The 17,282-nt window shown below is 62.9% G+C and carries 18 protein-coding genes; 8 read left to right on the top strand and 10 right to left on the bottom strand.

Features of this window, described 5'->3' with window-relative positions; genetic code table 11:
- The first annotated feature begins 23 nt into the window (after positions 1-23).
- Positions 24-1,292 carry a multidrug effflux MFS transporter gene (locus NKJ75_RS18750; protein ID WP_023684881.1) on the top strand — a complete coding sequence of 423 codons (1,269 nt, stop codon included), beginning with the start codon at positions 24-26 and terminating at the stop codon, positions 1,290-1,292.
- Between the two features lie 63 nt (positions 1,293-1,355).
- Here the strand turns inward: NKJ75_RS18750 and NKJ75_RS18745 are convergent, their stop codons facing one another.
- The 4 genes from NKJ75_RS18745 to rpsD form a co-directional block, all read right to left on the bottom strand.
- Positions 1,356-1,766: a UCP034077 family protein gene (locus tag NKJ75_RS18745; RefSeq protein ID WP_023669104.1), complete on the bottom strand. Its 411-nt coding sequence runs from the start codon at positions 1,764-1,766 to the stop codon at positions 1,356-1,358.
- A gap of 85 nt (positions 1,767-1,851) precedes the next feature.
- Entirely contained in the window at positions 1,852-2,679 is an 828-nt protein-coding gene (locus NKJ75_RS18740; RefSeq protein WP_023690198.1) for an inositol monophosphatase family protein, read from the bottom strand.
- Positions 2,669-3,556, bottom strand: coding sequence for a tRNA 2-thiocytidine(32) synthetase TtcA (gene ttcA, locus NKJ75_RS18735; RefSeq protein ID WP_023690199.1), 888 nt, complete (start codon positions 3,554-3,556; stop codon positions 2,669-2,671). Before ttcA ends, NKJ75_RS18740 begins: the two co-directional genes overlap by 11 nt.
- Positions 3,557-3,662: 106 nt before the next feature.
- The gene (gene rpsD / locus NKJ75_RS18730; protein ID WP_023669107.1) at positions 3,663-4,280 is read right to left on the bottom strand and encodes a 30S ribosomal protein S4; all 618 of its coding nucleotides are present in this window, start codon (positions 4,278-4,280) and stop codon (positions 3,663-3,665) included.
- Positions 4,281-4,667: 387 nt separating this feature from the next.
- Here rpsD and NKJ75_RS18725 point away from each other — a divergent pair, with 387 nt between their 5' ends.
- The gene (locus tag NKJ75_RS18725) at positions 4,668-4,868 is read left to right on the top strand and encodes a hypothetical protein (protein WP_023684877.1); all 201 of its coding nucleotides are present in this window, start codon (positions 4,668-4,670) and stop codon (positions 4,866-4,868) included.
- Positions 4,869-4,951: 83 nt separating this feature from the next.
- Here NKJ75_RS18725 and NKJ75_RS18720 read toward each other — a convergent pair whose 3' ends face one another.
- Positions 4,952-5,140: a DUF3008 family protein gene (locus NKJ75_RS18720; RefSeq protein ID WP_023684876.1), complete on the bottom strand. Its 189-nt coding sequence runs from the start codon at positions 5,138-5,140 to the stop codon at positions 4,952-4,954.
- A 159-nt stretch (positions 5,141-5,299) separates the two neighbouring features.
- Here NKJ75_RS18720 and NKJ75_RS18715 point away from each other — a divergent pair, with 159 nt between their 5' ends.
- Positions 5,300-6,682: an RNB domain-containing ribonuclease gene (locus NKJ75_RS18715; protein WP_023834171.1), complete on the top strand. Its 1,383-nt coding sequence runs from the start codon at positions 5,300-5,302 to the stop codon at positions 6,680-6,682.
- A gap of 82 nt (positions 6,683-6,764) precedes the next feature.
- On the opposite strand, the gene murI is transcribed toward NKJ75_RS18715, so the two are convergent.
- The 3 genes from murI to NKJ75_RS18700 all read right to left on the bottom strand — a co-directional run bounded on the left by murI (position 6,765) and on the right by NKJ75_RS18700 (position 9,237).
- On the bottom strand, positions 6,765-7,553 hold the full coding sequence (gene murI / locus NKJ75_RS18710; RefSeq protein ID WP_352500032.1) for a glutamate racemase: 789 nt from the start codon (positions 7,551-7,553) through the stop codon (positions 6,765-6,767).
- Positions 7,554-7,698: 145 nt separating this feature from the next.
- Complete coding sequence (locus tag NKJ75_RS18705; protein WP_023834172.1) at positions 7,699-8,307, bottom strand: DUF805 domain-containing protein; 609 nt, start codon at positions 8,305-8,307, stop codon at positions 7,699-7,701.
- Between the two features lie 81 nt (positions 8,308-8,388).
- Positions 8,389-9,237 (bottom strand): RNA methyltransferase, encoded by an 849-nt coding sequence (locus NKJ75_RS18700; protein WP_023716001.1) that lies wholly within the window; start codon positions 9,235-9,237, stop codon positions 8,389-8,391.
- Between NKJ75_RS18700 and NKJ75_RS18695 the strand changes: the two genes are divergently transcribed.
- The 4 genes from NKJ75_RS18695 to NKJ75_RS18680 all read left to right on the top strand — a co-directional run bounded on the left by NKJ75_RS18695 (position 9,220) and on the right by NKJ75_RS18680 (position 11,907).
- Positions 9,220-9,372: a hypothetical protein gene (locus tag NKJ75_RS18695; protein ID WP_023756448.1), complete on the top strand. Its 153-nt coding sequence runs from the start codon at positions 9,220-9,222 to the stop codon at positions 9,370-9,372. The genes NKJ75_RS18700 and NKJ75_RS18695 overlap by 18 nt on opposite strands.
- A gap of 81 nt (positions 9,373-9,453) precedes the next feature.
- Positions 9,454-10,665: an NADP-dependent isocitrate dehydrogenase gene (locus NKJ75_RS18690; protein WP_023669114.1), complete on the top strand. Its 1,212-nt coding sequence runs from the start codon at positions 9,454-9,456 to the stop codon at positions 10,663-10,665.
- 10 nt (positions 10,666-10,675) lie between these two features.
- Positions 10,676-11,290, top strand: coding sequence for a glutathione S-transferase family protein (locus NKJ75_RS18685; RefSeq protein ID WP_023684871.1), 615 nt, complete (start codon positions 10,676-10,678; stop codon positions 11,288-11,290).
- Positions 11,291-11,304: 14 nt separating this feature from the next.
- Entirely contained in the window at positions 11,305-11,907 is a 603-nt protein-coding gene (locus NKJ75_RS18680) for a demethoxyubiquinone hydroxylase family protein (RefSeq protein WP_023684870.1), read from the top strand.
- 99 nt (positions 11,908-12,006) lie between these two features.
- Here the strand turns inward: NKJ75_RS18680 and alaS are convergent, their stop codons facing one another.
- Positions 12,007-14,673: an alanine--tRNA ligase gene (alaS, locus tag NKJ75_RS18675; RefSeq protein WP_286461055.1), complete on the bottom strand. Its 2,667-nt coding sequence runs from the start codon at positions 14,671-14,673 to the stop codon at positions 12,007-12,009.
- 270 nt (positions 14,674-14,943) lie between these two features.
- Positions 14,944-16,047, bottom strand: coding sequence for a recombinase RecA (gene recA, locus NKJ75_RS18670; RefSeq protein ID WP_023684868.1), 1,104 nt, complete (start codon positions 16,045-16,047; stop codon positions 14,944-14,946).
- Between the two features lie 283 nt (positions 16,048-16,330).
- Between recA and NKJ75_RS18665 the strand changes: the two genes are divergently transcribed.
- Entirely contained in the window at positions 16,331-17,275 is a 945-nt protein-coding gene (locus tag NKJ75_RS18665; protein ID WP_023834173.1) for a carbohydrate kinase family protein, read from the top strand.
- Positions 17,276-17,282: the final 7 nt, after the last annotated feature.

Raw genomic sequence — 17,282 nt, 5'->3', positions numbered from 1 at the left:
TCGTTTTGAAGATCGGACCCGCCGTGGACCAGCCAGCAAAAGCGCCGCAACAGGCACGCAAATTGCCTATTCCGCGCTGGGAATTCATCGCGCTTTGCGCGGCACTGATGGCGTTGAACTCGCTGGCCATCGACATCATGCTGCCGGCACTGCAGCAAATCGGCGCCACGCTTGGCGTTGAGAATGAAAACCACCGCCAGTATGTGATCACCGCCTATATATTGGGCTTCGGTGGCGGACAGCTTTTCTTCGGACCGATCTCGGACCGGTTCGGGCGCCGCGCGCCGCTCGTTGCCGGGCTGGCGATTTATGTCGTGGCGGCGGCAGCTGCCGCCATCGCCCCGTCATTCGCCGTCCTGCTGCTGTGCCGGCTGGTGCAAGGCATCGGTGCGGCGGCGACCCGCGTCATCGCCGTCTCGATCGTGCGCGACACGTTCGACGGTCGGCGCATGGCCGAGGTGATGTCTCTGATCTTCATGGTGTTCATGGCCATCCCGGTGATCGCGCCTGGGATCGGCCAGTTCATCATGCTGTTCGCAACATGGCACTGGATCTTCGTCACCATGGCCGTCGGAGCGCTGATCGTGTCGGCGTGGTCGCTGCTGCGGCTGCCGGAGACGCTGCATCCGGAGTACCGCCGGCCGCTGACAGTCTCATCCGTCGTCGGTGGTTTCCGCATCGTGCTCACCAACCGCATGGCGCTTTGCTACGCCTTTGCCAGCACCTTCATTTTCGCCGCCATGTTCGGCTTCATCGCCTCCGCACAGCAGATCTATGTCGACATTTTTCATGTCGGCGAATTGTTTCCTGTCATCTTCGCGGGTGTCGCCGGCGTTCTCGCTTTTTCGAACTACCTCAACTCGCGCCTGGTCGGCCGCATCGGCATGCGCCGCCTGTCGCAGAGCGCACTGCTGTTGTTCCTGGTGATCAGCCTTGCCTGGCTCACCGTTTCGCTTCAAATGAAGATGCCACTCTGGCTGTTCATCACCTTCTTCGCCAGCGCGATGCTCCCGTTCGGCGCGCTCGGCGCCAATTTCAACGCGCTCGCGATGGAGCCGCTCGGCCAACTGGCGGGCACCGCGTCGTCCATCCTGGGCTTCATGCAGACTTTTCTCGGCGGCATCCTCGGCACGCTGATCGGCCAGGCCTTCAACGGCACGGTGACGCCGCTTGCCGCCGGCTTCTGCAGCGTCTCGGTCGCGGCCCTGCTGATGATCCTGATCGCCGAGCGCGGCAAGATGTTCCAGCCGCACAACCCACCCATTTCAGGGCACGTCACCGACCTGCATTGAGCAACTGTTCTGCGCTACGAGTTTTATTTGTCTCAGACCGCAGCCACCTTCAAGCGACGCGTTTCAGGATGCGCCGCCAATCACTGCCGTGAAACGAGGGAACAGCGGGCGCCCTGCGATGGCGCCACCCATGCTGTCCGAAAGAGGCATCGGCAGAGCCTTGTCGAGAGCTTCGAGCACGGATGACACAAAGACCCGGTTGAGCGAGGCATCATCTCCCATATGGGAGAAAGTGGCGCGCGGTTTGCCCATCAGCGTGCCGTTTTTGCGAATTGAGAAACTCAGCGTCAGGGTCATGCCAGCACTTCCAGGCGGCGGCTGCCAACAGGCAAAGATCGCGGAAAACATCTCGTCTATGGTATCGACGGGATCGCGACTGCCGCACGCGCGTTCCTGCGATCTTGCCTCAGTGGCGCCAGCGGCGGCCAAGGCAAGTGCAAGCGCCGTTGCAACAATTGCGGACCGATGTTTCATTTCGCAGCTTCCGACTTCGCGAGAGATTGGACACTATAACAGAGCCAATATACTTGACGAAAGCCTCTACCAGCAGTTGGACCGATTATTGCGCCCAGAGTTCCCTGCGCAACTCCTGCCAGCTTTCCTTGTCCGGGGCGACAAGAATGCCGCCGTCGATATGCGAGGGCAGATAGGCGCTGCCGTCGATCCGCGCGGTGTAGCCGCCGGCCTCGGCGTGGATCAGCACACCGACCAGATGGTCCCACGGCATCAGTTTGTTGTAGACGACGAAATGGGCATGGCCGCTGGCCAGAAGACGGTATTCATGTGCCGCGCAGCGATAGCCGAACTGCGACAGGGTCTTGGTCTGGTTGCGCGCCAGGAGCGAGCGTTGCGGTTCCGCCAGATATTGCCAGGAGACGGAGCCGGTCATCTGCGAGATCGGCACGGCATCGGCGACATGCACCGTCTCCAGCGCGCCATGCGCATGGCGGATATGGCTGCCGGCGCCCTTGGCGCCGATCAGCCAGTCCCGGCCTACGGGGTCATGGATGATACCGGCGACGGTTTCGCCCTTGACGACGACGCTCAGCATGACGCCGAAGAGCGGCACGCCGGAGGCGAAGTTGAAGGTGCCGTCGACCGGGTCGACGACGAAGGCGAGGTCGGCATCGCCGAGCCCCTGAAGCAGCGCCGGACTGTCGGAACAGGCTTCCTCGCCGACGATCATCGCCGTGGGATAGCGCTCGCGCAGCCTGGCCGTGATCAGCCGCTCAGCGTTGATGTCGGCCTCGGTCACCAGGTCGGCGGCCGAGGTTTTCTGCCTGATGTCACCCTCGCCCAGCCGGCGGAAGCGCGGCATGATTTCGGCCCTGGCTGCATCGGCGAGAAGCTCGGCCAGCCAGTCGATCGCTTGGTCGTCAAATATCATCGGAAACGTCTTGTCCTGTGCTGAGGCTGCCATTGAGGGCGGCAAAGTCGAACAGCTTTCTGTCAAGCAGATGCGACGGCCTGGTGTTGGACAGCGCGCGCAGCATCGTGTCCTTGCGGCCCGGCATGCGCTTTTCCATGTCGTCCAGCATCGCCTTCATGGCGTTGCGCTGCAGGCCTTCCTGGCTGCCGCAGAGATCGCAGGGAATGATCGGGAATTTCATAGCGGCCGCGAATTTTTCCAGATCGACCTCGGCGCAGTAGCTCAGCGGCCGCAGCACCATGACGTCGCCGTCGTCATTGAGCAGCTTTGGCGGCATGGCGGCAAGGCGGCCGCCATGGATTAGATTCATGAAGAAGGTTTCGAGAATGTCCTCGCGGTGGTGGCCGAGCACCAGCGCCGAACAGCCCTCCTCGCGCGCGATGCGATAGAGATGGCCGCGCCGCAGCCGCGAGCACAGCGAACAATAGGTGCTGCCCTGAGGCAGCTTGTCGGTGACCACCGAATAGGTGTCCTGATACTCGATGCGATGGGGAATGCGATGCGCATCGAGGTAATCGGGCAAAATGTGCTTCGGGAAATTCGGCTGGCCCTGGTCGAGATTGCAGGCCAGCAGCTCGACCGGCAGCAGCCCGCGCCATTTGAGATCGAGCAGCACGGCCAGCAGCCCGTAGGAATCCTTGCCGCCGGACAAGGCCACCAGCCAGCGGTCGCCGGGCCTCGCCATGGCGAAATCATCGACCGCCTGACGGGTCAACCGCAACAGCCGCTTGCGCAGTTTGTTGAACTCGACGGAAGACGGCACGTCGGCAAACAGCGGATGGAAGCCGCCTTCAGCAATCGGTTCAACTGTTTCGATGTCTGCCAGCATGTTCATGGCTTGTCGCTTTCCATAGCCGAGAGTGCCGGATTAGCGGACATGGCCGACAAAGAAAAGGCCGCCTCGACGGGCGGCCCTTTCCGGTATCGCAGAAAGCGATCGATCAGCGCGAATAGAATTCGACGACCAGGTTCGGCTCCATCTGCACGGCGAACGGTACGTCGGCCAGGCCGGGGATGCGCGAGAAGGTCGCGACCATCTTGTTGTGATCGACTTCGATATAGTCCGGCACGTCGCGCTCGGCGAGGCCGACCGCTTCCAGCACGATGACCAGCTGCTTCGACTTTTCGCGCACTTCGACGACGTCGCCCGGCTTGCAACGGTACGAGCCGATGTTGACGCGCTTGCCGTTGACGTTGACGTGGCCGTGGTTGACGAACTGGCGAGCCGCGAAAATGGTCGGCACGAACTTGGAGCGGTAGACGACCGCGTCGAGACGCGACTCGAGCAGGCCGATCAGGTTCTCGGAGGTGTCGCCCTTGCGGCGATCAGCCTCTTCATAGACCTTGCGGAACTGCTTTTCGGAGACATCACCATAGTGACCCTTCAGCTTCTGCTTGGCGCGCAGCTGCAGGCCGAAATCGGAAAGCTTGCCCTTGCGGCGCTGGCCGTGCTGGCCGGGGCCGTATTCACGCTTGTTGACCGGGGACTTCGGGCGGCCCCAGATGTTTTCGCCGAGACGGCGGTCGATCTTGTACTTCGCGGATTCGCGCTTGCTCATCGCATTCCCTTTCAAAACAAACCACCCGGAGCCTCATGGTCCGGGTGAAGGAAACGCGCCCTCCTCTGGCCTCCGTTTTCGAGGCCTGACAGGGTTTTCCCACGCAACGCGGCGGAAAACCCACGGGACACGTCAGTCTAGACAAAACCCAGGAAACGATAAACCTGCTTTCCCGGGCTTGCCATGCAAAAGAAACAACCGGGCATTGCGGCCCGGTGTTGGTGCGCTCGATAAACGGAGATTTGAGCAGAGTCAAGCGCGTCGCTGGCGCTGGGCCCGGCAACCATATCACGTCTTTTGGCGTTGAGTGCCGTGCCGGATGCGGCGGGAGGTTGTTGCGCCGACGGCATTTAGGAAGGGACTGGAGCCAAAGGAGCCCGAAGTCGCATGAAGAAGTTTTTCCTCTCGTTGGTCGGTGCAGCCGTCATGGCCGGGACGATGTCGATCGCCGTGCCCGAGCCAGCGATGGCCAAGCACTGGCAGGGCCACAAGCATCGTCAGACCTGCCATGTCGTGGTGAAGAAGAAGGTCATCTGGCGGCATGGCCACAAGAAGGTCATCCGCTACAAGGTGAAGCGCTGCTGGTGACGTCAGGAGTTTCGGGCTTGGCCTGAATCGAAGAAGCCCGTGGTTTCGGCCACGGGCTTTGTTTATCGACTCGGTTCAATGTTTCAGTCTGCCGATTTCTTCTCCGGCAGGCCTTTGCGCTTGGTCTCTGCGAATTCCTCGAGCTGCTTTTCGCTCATCGAATTGTACATCGACTTCGACGCGCCTTGAAGTTCGCTCTTCCTGGTCTCGCCGCGCTTGGCCGACAGGGCTGCGCCAGCGGCCTTTTGCTGTGCTTTTGAGGTTGCAGGCATATCGGCTCCTCCTTTGCCAGAGGAGGAAACGTTGCGCTCCGGCGACGGTTCCAGCGCTGGCGGTCAACTTCCGTTCCGCGCTCATGCCTGCCCATGGTCGGCCGGCACTGCCGGCAAAACCACCTTCCCGTGCCCGCAACGCCGGTGTAGGACGGCGCCATGAAATCGTTGAACGATCCCTCGCAGGCACTCGCCACCGGCCTCGCGAAAATCCGCACCGAGTTCCATGTGCCGGAGGGATTTCCCCCTGATGTAGTGGTCATGGCACAGACGGCGGCCAGGTGCGTGCCCGACCAGCATGCCGACCGCACGGCGATGCCCTTCGTGACGCTCGATCCCGCGGCTTCCACCGATCTTGACCAAGCGTTTTCGATCGAAGCGAGCGGTAGCGACCTTCTGTTGCACTATGCCATCGCCGACGTAGCCTGGTTCGTCGCAGACGGCGACGCGGTGGATCGCGAAGCCTGGGCGCGGGGCGAAACCCTGTATTTGCCGGACGGCAAGGCCGGGCTCTATCCCCGGGTCATTGCCGAGGGCGCCGCGAGCTTGCTGCCCGGCGGTCCGCGTCCGGCTGTCATCTTCACGGTCCGGATCGCCGACGACGGAGCGGTAAGGCTGGATGGCGCGGAGCGGGCAATCATTCAAAGCCGCGCCAAGCTCGCCTATGACAGCGTGCAGGCCGCCGACGTCCCAGTCGGCTTCGCCGAAATCGCGCGGCGCATGGCGGCGGCCGAAGACCGTCGCGGCGCTTCGCGCGTCGACCCGCCCGAGCAGGAGGTGGAACAGCTTGCCGATGGCACATTCCAGCTTGCGTTCAGACCGCTGCTGCAATCCGAGCAAGACAACGCAGCACTTTCGCTGGCCGCCAACATGGCGATTGCCGACGCCATGCTGGCACACCGGACCGGCTTGTTTCGGGTGATGGCGCCGCCCGATGCTTCCAAAGTGCAAAGACTGCGCAGCGCGGCACGGGCCTTAGGCCTGTCCTGGCCTCCTTCGACCAGCCTGCCCGACTATCAGCGAACCCTCGATCCTGCCAACATGCAACAGGCAGCGCTGATGCTGGAAATCCGCCGCGCCGGCTCCGGTGCGTCCTACCAGCCCTATGAAGAAGGCGTTGTCCCCTGGCACGAGGCGATGGCCGCGACCTATGCCCACGCCACCGCACCCCTGAGGCGGCTGGCCGATCGCTATGTCGTGCGATGCGTGCTGGCCATCGTCAACGGCCAGCCGGTGCCGCAAGCCGTTACCGAGGCGTTTTCCAGACTGCCGAAGGTGATGGGCCGCGCAGGCGCCCGCGCCTCGCAGATCAACCACGCGGCCATCGACCTTGCCGAGGCGGTGATGCTGAGGGGGCGCATGGGTGAAACATTCAAGGCCGTCGTCACCGACGTCGGTGATCGGCGTGTGCGCGTTCAGCTCTCGGACATGCCTGTCGTTGCGAATGTGAAGGCCTCAGGGTTCAGGCAGGGCGATGGCCTGACGCTAAGGCTTGTTTCGGCCGATCCGGATCGACGCGTCATTGTCTTCGAGCCTGCCTAAAGCGCGTCGGCGACGCGCTTTAGTTTTTCGTTTTATGCATGTCGTTGTCCCAAAACCGCTGCGCACTTTTGGGCGACATGCATTAGCGCGCGCTCAATCCAAAACCCTGCATCAGCCGGCTGATGGCGAAATCCGCCTTTCCCGAGGTAAAGACGGCGATGTCGGGCTCGCTTTGCGGCAATGGTCCGTCGACAGCCGGAAGCAGCGACAGAGCACGCCGCGCAATCGCTTCGGCCGGGTCGATCCAGTCGACCGGCCAGGGCGCGGTCTTGCGCATGCGATTGGCCAGAAACGGATAGTGCGTGCAGGCGAGCACGACGATGTCCGTGCGCAAATCGTCATGCTGGACGAAACACGGTGCGATCTCGGCACGCACGGCCTCCTCGTCGACAAAGCCCTCGCGCATGTAGGCCTCGGCCAGTCCGGCGAGATTGTTGCTGCCGACCAGCCGGACATGGCATTTCTGCGCCCATTTGCCGATCAGGTCGCGCGTGTACTGGCGCTTCACCGTGCCCGGCGTCGCCAGCACCGAGACCAGCCCGGACCGGGTGCGCTCGGCCGCCGGCTTGATTGCCGGCACCGTGCCGACAAAGGGATGGTCAGGGAATTTTTCCCGCAACGCATCGATCACCAGCGTCGAAGCGGTATTGCAGGCGACGACCGAAATTTCCGGATCAAAACGGTCGAGCAGCTTGGCGAAGAGCTCGACTATATGGGCCTGCAGCGCCGGCTCTTCCCACGCGCCGTAGGGAAAGGCCTTGTCATCGGCGACGTAGACGAAGCGCCGGTCGGGCATCAGCACGCGCGCTTCGCGCAGCACGGTCAATCCGCCAACGCCGGAATCGAACATCAGGATCGGACGGTGGCTCATTGATATCGGACCATGAAAGAGGCTGGATCAGAAGGCTTGGCGGTCATTGGCCAATGCCGTTCTTCTATCTGCAACCATCATGGTCTTGAAGTGGCGAATGTCAGCAAGTTCTATGCAAAGCCGGCGAAGACGACCTTGCCTCGGCCTAGAGCCCGCGCTTGCCGAAGCCGGCGGGCCGCGGGCGGCCCATAGGCTGGGCGGACGGCACCGAGCGCGTGGCCGGTGTGGCGTTGCGCATGGAAGACTGTGCCGTGCTGCTGGCCATCCGGCCGGATCCCCCAGGCATGGGCGTATCGCCATCGAAATCGAAAACCGATGTCAGTTCGTCGATATTGATGCCCGCCACCGGCTTAGCCACCAGGATCGTGCACCAAAGGCCAAAGATCGACAGCGCAAGCAGGTTCAAACCGCTGGACGTGCTTTCCGGATTGTTGAAATCGATGACCAGCAGCGTGCCTGCCTGCAGAAAGGCGTAGATGGCGCAGAACACGATGTAGGACCACAGGATCCAGGCTTTGCCGTTGGCGTCGCGGCTGCGTCGCCAGGCGATGTTGGCACGCATGACCACAGCCAGGAGGGAAACTATCAGAACCGCGCCTGCCATGCCTTGCCGCGATGGACCGGGCGCCGAGTTGACCAGCCCCTCAAAGCCGATCGTGCCAACGATGTACAGCACAGCAAGAATGGCCTCGAGCAGGGCTACGCCGAGCGAATAGAAGAAGAAGCGCATACGGCCGATTTTGGACGTGAACATTTGCCACCACACCGTTTTGACAACAATGGACGAGAGGCAAATAAAATTCGGTTACTTCAGCCGTTCGAAGCTTAGCGATTTCTAATCTTCTTTGTCTGCCTGGCGTTTTCGCGCAGCGGCCGGCAAACGCCTTGGATCGTCTCCCGGCGAGCCGTCACCGCGCGGCATGGCCGGCGAAAACCGGTCGAGCGACGAGATGATGCCACGCAGCACTTTCAGTTCCGGCTCGGCGAAACCGGCGCGCGTCAAGACGGCGCGCAGATTGTCGACCATCTTGGGTTTCTTGGGCGCCGGGCGGAAATAACCGCGCGCTTCGAGCGCGCCTTCGAGATAGGCAAACAGGCCGTGCAACTCTTCCTTGCTCGCCGGCTTCATTTCAGGACTGGAGAAATTAGTCGCCGTCTCGTCCTCCAGGCCGGATTTCATCCATTCATAGGACATCAACAGCACGGCCTGGGCGATGTTGAGCGACGAAAAGCCGGGATCGACCGGGAAGGTGACGATCTCGTCGGCCAGCCCGACCTCGTCATTGTAGAGCCCAAAACGCTCGCGGCCGAACAAGATGCCGGTGCGCAGGCCGGCTATCTGACGCGCCCTGAGCGCCCTGCCCGCCTCGACCGGACCACGCACGGGTTTGAAGCCGTCGCGCTCGCGCGCCGTGGTGGCGAAGACGAAGTTGAGGTCGGCGACGGCGGACGCCAGGTCGCCGAACACTGTTACGGCATCGATGACATGGTCGGCGCGGCTGGCGGCGGCGCGCGCCTTCTCGCTCGGCCAGCCGTCACGCGGATTGACGAGACGCAACTCGGCAAGGCCGAAATTGGCCATGGCGCGCGCAACCATGCCGATATTCTCGCCGAGCTGCGGCTCGACCAGGATGATCGCCGGCGCGGCGGCGGATGCGTTTTCAGGATGATCGACGGCGGACATGATCTCAATGAACTGCTGTTTGCGGCATTTCAGCGTTCCCTGCCACATCCGCTCGGCAAAATGAAGCTTTTGCAAACACCGGTCGCGGCACAGACGACCCATTCTGCACGGATGGTCGTTTGCGCGGCCAAATAGGCTTTGATATACGCTCCGCATACCCGGCCGAAGCCATGCGGGCGAGGCCGTTTTGTTCCCCAAAAGCGAGGCATTCTTTTCATGGCGAAGATCAAGGTGGCGAACCCGGTCGTCGAGCTCGACGGCGACGAGATGACCCGCATCATCTGGCAGTTCATCAAGGACAAGCTGATCCACCCTTATCTCGACCTGAAGCTCGAATATTACGACCTCGGCGTCGAGCACCGCGACGCCACCAACGACCAGGTGACCATCGATTCGGCCAATGCCATCAAGAAATGGGGCGTCGGCGTGAAATGCGCGACGATCACGCCCGACGAGCAGCGCGTAGAGGAATTCAAGCTGAAGAAGATGTGGAAGTCGCCGAACGGCACCATCCGTAACATTCTCGGCGGCACCATTTTCCGCGAACCGATCATCATGAAGAACGTGCCGCGTCTGGTGCCGGGATGGACCAAGCCGATCATCGTCGGCCGTCATGCTTTCGGCGACCAGTATCGCGCCACCGACTTCCGCTTCCCCGGCAAGGGCAAGCTGACCATCAAGTTCGTCGGCGAGGACGGCAAGGTGATCGAGCACGACGTATACGACGCACCCGGCGCCGGTGTTGCCATGGCGATGTACAATCTCGACGACTCCATCCGCGAATTCGCCCGCGCCTCGTTGAATTACGGCCTGCTGCGCAATTATCCGGTTTATCTCTCGACCAAGAACACCATCCTCAAAGCCTATGACGGCCGCTTCAAGGACATTTTCCAGGAGGTCTACGAGGCTGAATTCGAGGCCGAGTTCAAGGCGAAGAAGCTGTGGTACGAGCACCGGCTGATCGACGACATGGTGGCCTCCGCCCTGAAATGGTCTGGCGGCTATGTCTGGGCCTGCAAGAATTATGACGGCGACGTCCAGTCCGACACGGTGGCGCAAGGTTTTGGCTCGCTCGGCCTGATGACCTCCGTGCTGATGACGCCGGACGGCAAGACGGTGGAAGCGGAGGCCGCGCACGGCACAGTGACGCGCCACTATCGCCAGCACCAGAAGGGCGAGGAAACCTCGACCAATTCGATCGCCTCGATCTTCGCCTGGACGCGTGGCCTCGCCCACCGCGCCAAGCTCGACGACAATGCCGAGTTGAAGCGGTTTGCCGACACGCTGGAGAAGGTCTGCATCCAGACGGTTGAGAGCGGCTTCATGACCAAGGACCTGTCGCTCTTGATCGGTCCCGACCAACCATGGCTGTCGACCACCGGCTTCCTCGACAAGATCGACGAGAATTTGCAGAAGGCGATGGCGTAAGCCGGCAGCCATGGCCAAGCCGGTCGTCTACGGGGCGGACTACAGCGTCTATGTGCGCATCGTCCGCCTCGTGCTGGCGGAAAAAGGCATCGACTACGACCTTGTGCCGGTCGATGTCTTTGCCGCCGAGGGCACTCCCGCCTGGTACTTCGAGCATCACCCTTTCGGCCGCATTCCGGCCGTCGAGCATGACGGGTTTCGCCTGTTCGAAACCAGCGCAATCGCCCGCTATGTCGACGAGGCGTTCGACGGCCCGGCACTGCAGCCAAAAGACGCCCGCACCCGCGCAACGATGAACCAGATCATCGGCATGCTCGACGCCTATGCCTACAGATCGATGGTCTGGGACGTCGCCGTCGAGCGGCTTGAGAAGGAAGCGCCAGACGAGGCACTGGTCGCCAACGGGCTGCGCCAGGCGGAAACGGTGCTGCGGGTGCTCACCGCACTCAAGCCTCCCGGGCCGTGGCTGCTCGGCGACCAGCTGACGCTGGCCGACCTGCATGCGGCATCCATCATCGCCTATTTCGTCAAGGTCGCCGACGGGCAAAAGCTGCTTGCGGCGTTCGCCGACATCCAGGCCTGGTGGGACGGCATCGCAAAACGTCCGAGCCTGGCGGCGGGCTGATATGGGTTCGGGCCATGGCTGACCCATCTCGCCAGGACGCGCTCACCATCGCCAGAATTGTCAGGGTCAACCACGCCGGTGAGTTCGGTGCGATCAGGATCTATTCGGCGCAGATTCTTGTCGCCAGGCGCTTCTGGCCGGATTGCGTGCCATCCTTGTCGGAGATGCTCGGGCACGAGCGCACGCATTGCGCCGCCTTCCGTGCCGCCATGCCGGCGCGGAAGGCGCGACCGTGCCGGGTGATGCAATTCTGGAGCTGGGGTGGCTGGCTGCTGGGTTCTGTCACCGCCCTGCTCGGTCCGCAAGGCATCTGGGCCTGCACGGCGGCGGTTGAAGCGGCGGTGCATCGCCATCTGGACGATCAGCTGTTTTTCCTCGCCAATCGCGACCACGACTTGCAAGGCATCATCCTGGCGATCCGCGAGGAAGAGCTCGCCCATCTCCATCACGCCGAAGAGCAGCTGAAATCGCCCGGCCCGGCGCTGAACTTTTTACGGTCGCTGATTTCGATCGCCACGGACGTGCTGATCTGGCTGTCCACCTGGGGCGATTCCAGCAGAATGACGCGCGCCCTGAAGGCGGCGAAAAGAACTAGACTAGCTAGACGGACCGTCTAAGAGCTGATTGCCGGCTTGCCACTATCAGCCACAGAATGGCAAGCACGGCGGCGAAGGCCGGAAAGCCGCACACGAACCAGATACGACATAGGGTGGCTTTCAGGCTGCCTCCAGCGCCGCCCTCACCGCGGCGATCGCATCATTGGCCTTCGAGGCGTCCGGACCGCCGGCTTGCGCCATGTCGGGCCGTCCGCCGCCGCCCTGCCCGCCCAATGCGGCCGAGGCAACGCGCACCAGATCGACAGCGCTGAAGCGGCCGACGAGATCGTCCGTCACGGCGACCACGACGCTTGCCTTGTTGTCTTCGCCCGCACCGACGAAGACGACGACGCCGGAGCCGAGCGATGTCTTGCCGGCATCGGCCAGCGGCTTCAAATCCTTCGGCGACACGCCGGAAACCGCTTTGCCGAGGAAGCCGATACCGGCGACGGTTTCGGTGGTGGCCGGAGCATCGGCCGCGGCACCACCGCCCAGCGCGAGTTTCTTGCGCGCTTCGCTCAGCTCCTTCTCGAGCTTCTTGCGCTCCTCGAGCAGCGTCTCGACACGCGCCGGCACGTCGGCCGGCGAGATCTTCAGCACGGCCGCAGTTGCCTTCAGGCGCCTGTCCTGCTCATCGAGATGTTTGCGCGCGGCTTCGCCGGTCAGCGCCTCGATGCGGCGCACGCCGGCGGCGACCGCGCTGTCGGAGACGACACGGACCAGGCCGATATCGCCGGTCGCCCGGACATGGGTGCCGCCACAAAGTTCGACGGAATAGGGTCTATTGGCCTTGGCGCCATGCACGCCGGTGCCCATCGAGACGACACGCACCTCGTCACCATATTTCTCGCCGAACAGCGCCATGGCGCCCTCGGCAATGGCGTCATCGACCGACATCAGGCGCGTCGTCACCGGGCTGTTCTGGACGACGATTTCGTTGGCCATGCGCTCGACCTCTTCGAGATCTTCGGCCGAGATCGGCTTGTTGTGCGAGATGTCGAAGCGCAGGCGCTCGGGCGCGACCAGCGAACCTTTCTGCGCGACATGGGTGCCCAGCACCTCGCGCAGCGCCTCATGGATCAGATGCGTTGCCGAATGGTTGGCACGCAGCCGGGTGCGGCGCGCATGGTCAACCTTCAGCTCGACGGCTGCACCTGGCTTGACCGTGCCGTTCGTCACCTTGCCCAGATGCACGAACAGGCCGTCGGCCTTTTTCTGCGTGTCGGAAACCTCGATCGAGAAACCTTCGCCGGAGATGATGCCGGTGTCGCCCATCTGGCCGCCCGACTCGCCATAGAACGGCGTCTGGTTGACGACCACCGCCACCGCGTCGCCCTTGCCGGCGCTATCGACTGTCTTGCCGTCCTTGACCAGGGCCTGGATGAGGCCTTCCGCCTGTTCGGTCTCGTAGCCGAGGAATTCGGTGGCGCCGGCCTTCTCGCGTACAGAAAACCAGATGGTCTCGGTGGCCGCGTCGCCGGAGCCAGCCCAATGCTTGCGCGCTTCGGCCTTCTGCTGCTCCATCGCATGGGTGAAGCCGGCAAGGTCGACCGAGATGTTGCGCTGGCGCAGTGCGTCCTGCGTCAGATCGAGCGGGAAGCCGTACGTGTCATAGAGCTTGAACGCCGTCTCGCCATCCAGCATATCGCCGGCGTGCAGCGTATCTGTCGCCTCCGAGAGCAGGCCGAGGCCGCGCACCAGCGTCTTGCGGAACCTGGTCTCCTCGAGCTTCAGCGTCTCGGTAATCAGCTGTTCGCCGCGCAGCAGTTCGGGATAGGCCTGGCCCATCTCACGCACTAGCGCCGGCACCAGCTTCCACATCAACGGCTCCTTGGCGCCGAGCAACTGCGCATGGCGCATGGCGCGGCGCATGATGCGGCGCAGCACATAGCCGCGGCCTTCGTTCGACGGCAGCACGCCGTCGGCAACCAGGAAGGAGGACGAGCGCAGATGATCGGCAATGACGCGGAAGGAGGCGACCGTCTCCTTGTCCGGGCCCTGCCCGAGCGCTGACGAGGCCGCATCGATCAGATGACGGAACAGGTCGGTCTCGAAGACGCTCTCCACCCCTTGCAGGATGGAGGCCATGCGCTCCAGGCCCATGCCGGTGTCGATCGACGGCCGCGGCAGGTCGATGCGCTCATCCTTGGTGACCTGCTCATATTGCATGAACACCAGGTTCCAGAATTCAAGGAAGCGGTCGCCATCCTCCTCCGGGCTGCCGGGAGGGCCGCCCCAGATGTGCTCGCCACGGTCGATGAAGATTTCCGAGCACGGCCCGCACGGTCCGGTGTCGCCCATAGCCCAGAAATTGTCGGAGGTCGGGATGCGGATGATGCGGTCATCGGAGAAACCGGCGATCTTCTTCCAGAAGCCGGCCGCCTCGTCATCGGTGTGATAGACGGTGACCAGCAGCTTGTCCTTGTTCAGCCCGAACTCCTTGGTGATCAGGTTCCAGGCCAGTTCGATGGCGCGCTCCTTGAAATAGTCGCCGAAGGAGAAATTGCCGAGCATTTCGAAGAAGGTCAGATGGCGCGCGGTGTAGCCGACATTGTCGAGGTCGTTGTGCTTGCCGCCGGCGCGCACGCTTTTCTGCGCGGTGGTGGCGCGCGAATAGGACCGCTTCTCCAGGCCGGTGAAGACGTTCTTGAACTGCACCATGCCGGCATTGGTGAACATCAGCGTCGGGTCGTTGCGCGGCACCAGCGGGCTCGAGGCCACGACCTCGTGGCCCTCCTTGCGGAAATAGTCGAGGAATGTCGACCGGATCTCGTTCACGCCACTCATGACTGCTGCCTTTTCGCGAAAACCGCCGGCACGGCCGGCGGACACTGGTCTCTGCTTTTTAGAAGATTGACTTGGCCTTTTAGCGGGCACGCCCCACCCTGTCCAGAAACACGGAATTGGCCAATCCGGCAACTGCCAAGCCGGCTTCACGCTGCCCAAAAACGAAAACCGCCGGCGCGAAGGCCGGCGGTTTGAAACGCAATACTAAAGAACTCGGTTACTTAAGCATCGGGTAATAGACCGGATTTATGGCCGAACTCTGGCCGTACCCTACATGGCACCGGATTCTTCCTCGAAGCCGTCGTCGCTTTCGCCGCGCTCGGGGCCGCCATTCTCGAGAAACTTCTCGGCAATCAGCCCGGCATTCTGCCGCAGTGCCAGTTCGATCTCGCGCGCCGTGTCGGGATTGTCGCGCAGGAACAGTTTGGCGTTTTCACGACCTTGGCCGAGACGCTGCGAATTGTAGGAGAACCACGCGCCCGACTTCTCGACCACGCCGGCCTTGACGCCGAGGTCGACCAGCTCGCCGGTCTTGGACACGCCCTCGCCATACATGATGTCGAACTCGACCACCTTGAAGGGCGGCGCCAGCTTGTTCTTGACGACCTTGACGCGGGTCTGGTTGCCGACGACCTCGTCGCGGTCCTTGACCGAGCCGATGCGGCGGATGTCGAGGCGCACCGAAGCGTAGAATTTCAGCGCGTTGCCGCCGGTCGTGGTTTCCGGCGAACCGAACATGACGCCGATCTTCATGCGGATCTGGTTGATGAAGATGACCATGGTGTTGGAGCGCGAGATCGAGGCGGTCAGCTTGCGCAGCGCCTGGCTCATCAGACGAGCCTGGAGACCGGGCAGCGAATCGCCCATCTCGCCCTCGATTTCAGCGCGCGGCGTCAGGGCGGCCACCGAATCGACCACCAGAACGTCGATGGCGCCGGAACGCACCAGCGTGTCGCAAATTTCCAGCGCCTGCTCGCCGGTGTCGGGCTGCGAGATCAGCAGGTTTTCGAGGTCCACGCCGAGCTTGCGGGCATAGACCGGGTCGAGCGCATGCTCGGCATCGACGAAGGCGCAGATACCGCCCTTCTTCTGGGCTTCGGCAACTGTGTGCAGCGCCAGTGTCGTCTTGCCCGAGCTTTCCGGCCCGTAGATCTCGACAATGCGGCCGCGCGGCAGGCCACCGACGCCAAGCGCGATGTCGAGGCCAAGCGATCCGGTCGGCACGGTTTCAATCTCGACGACCTGCTCGTTGGCGCCCAGCCGCATGATCGAGCCCTTGCCGAAGGCGCGCTCGATTTGCGACAGCGCCGCGTCCAGAGCCTTTGATTTGTCCACCGCTTTGTCCTCTACAAGCCGCAAAGTATTCTGAGCCATGATACATCACCCCTTGGTCGTCAATGAAGGCCGGACAATCCGTAATCCCTGCCCTATTTGTACCTTTTTTGTTCTCGTTTGGCAAGAGGGGTCAAATATCTGAAAAGCAATCTTTATCCGGATTTGTTCTTTTTTTGTCTCATGGTTTCGTTTCCGGATGTATCCACCATTGGGCCAGGCGCTCCGGCGGTTTGGCTCCGCCCGAATCGCTGGCTTGCTTGCGAAGCTCCGTCGCACAGCCTAGCGCTTGTCTGGTTCGAATAACAAAGGTCATATCGCCTACATGGTGAAATCAGCAAAAATACTGGCGGTGGGCGGCGCCCATATCGACCGGCGCGGTCAGGTGTCCGGTGCTTACGTGCCGGCGGCGTCCAACCCCGGCACGATGCGCGAGGATGTCGGCGGCGGCGTCTTCAACGCGCTGCGCAGCCTCGTGCGGCGCGGCGTCTCGGCCTCGCTTTTGTCGGTGCGCGGCGGCGATGCCTCGGCCGAGACGGTTGCGCGCGCCATCACTGAGGCCGGCATTGCCGATCTGTCGGCGGTGTTCCTCGACCGCACCACGCCGAGCTACACGGCGCTGATCGATCGCGACGGCGAGCTGATCACCGGCTTTGCCGATATGGCGCTCTACGATTTGGCGTTCCCCAAGCAGATCCGCCGCTCCAAGGTGCGCGAGGTGGTCGCCGAGGTCGATGCGGTGCTCTGCGACGCCAATCTGCCATCAACGGCGCTGGAGCGGCTGGTGGGGGTCGCCGCCGGCAAGCCGGTGTTCGCCATCGCCATTTCGCCGGCCAAGGTGGTGCGGCTGATACCGGTGCTGAAGGAACTCGCGCAGGTCTTCATGAACCGGCGCGAGGCCATGGTGCTGGCCGGCGTCGATGCCAATGCCACCGAGCGCGAGACCGTCGACGGACTGCGCTGCAGCGGCCTCACCAGTGGCGTGGTGACGGCGGGCGACGGCCTGGTGCTGGGATTCGACGAAGCCGGCGCCTTCTCTATCCTGCCGCCGGCGCCGAGAAAAGTCGCCGACGTCACCGGCGCCGGCGACGCGCTGGCCGGCGCCACCATCGCTGCCCTGCTGCGCGGCCTGGCATTGCGCCAGGCCCTCCGCGAAGGCGTTGCCGCGGCGACGCTCGCCATCGAAAGTTCGGATGCCGTGCCGGCCTTCACCGCCGCGACCTTCACCGAGGCACTGGCTCTTGTACCCGACGCACAGGAAATGGCATGAGGGCGGC

Origin of the sequence: Mesorhizobium sp. M0058, from assembly GCF_040323095.1 — a bacterium.
Classification (GTDB): domain Bacteria; phylum Pseudomonadota; class Alphaproteobacteria; order Rhizobiales; family Rhizobiaceae; genus Mesorhizobium.
Note: the sequence above shows the minus strand (reverse complement) of the source record. Positions and strands in the feature narration are given on the sequence as shown.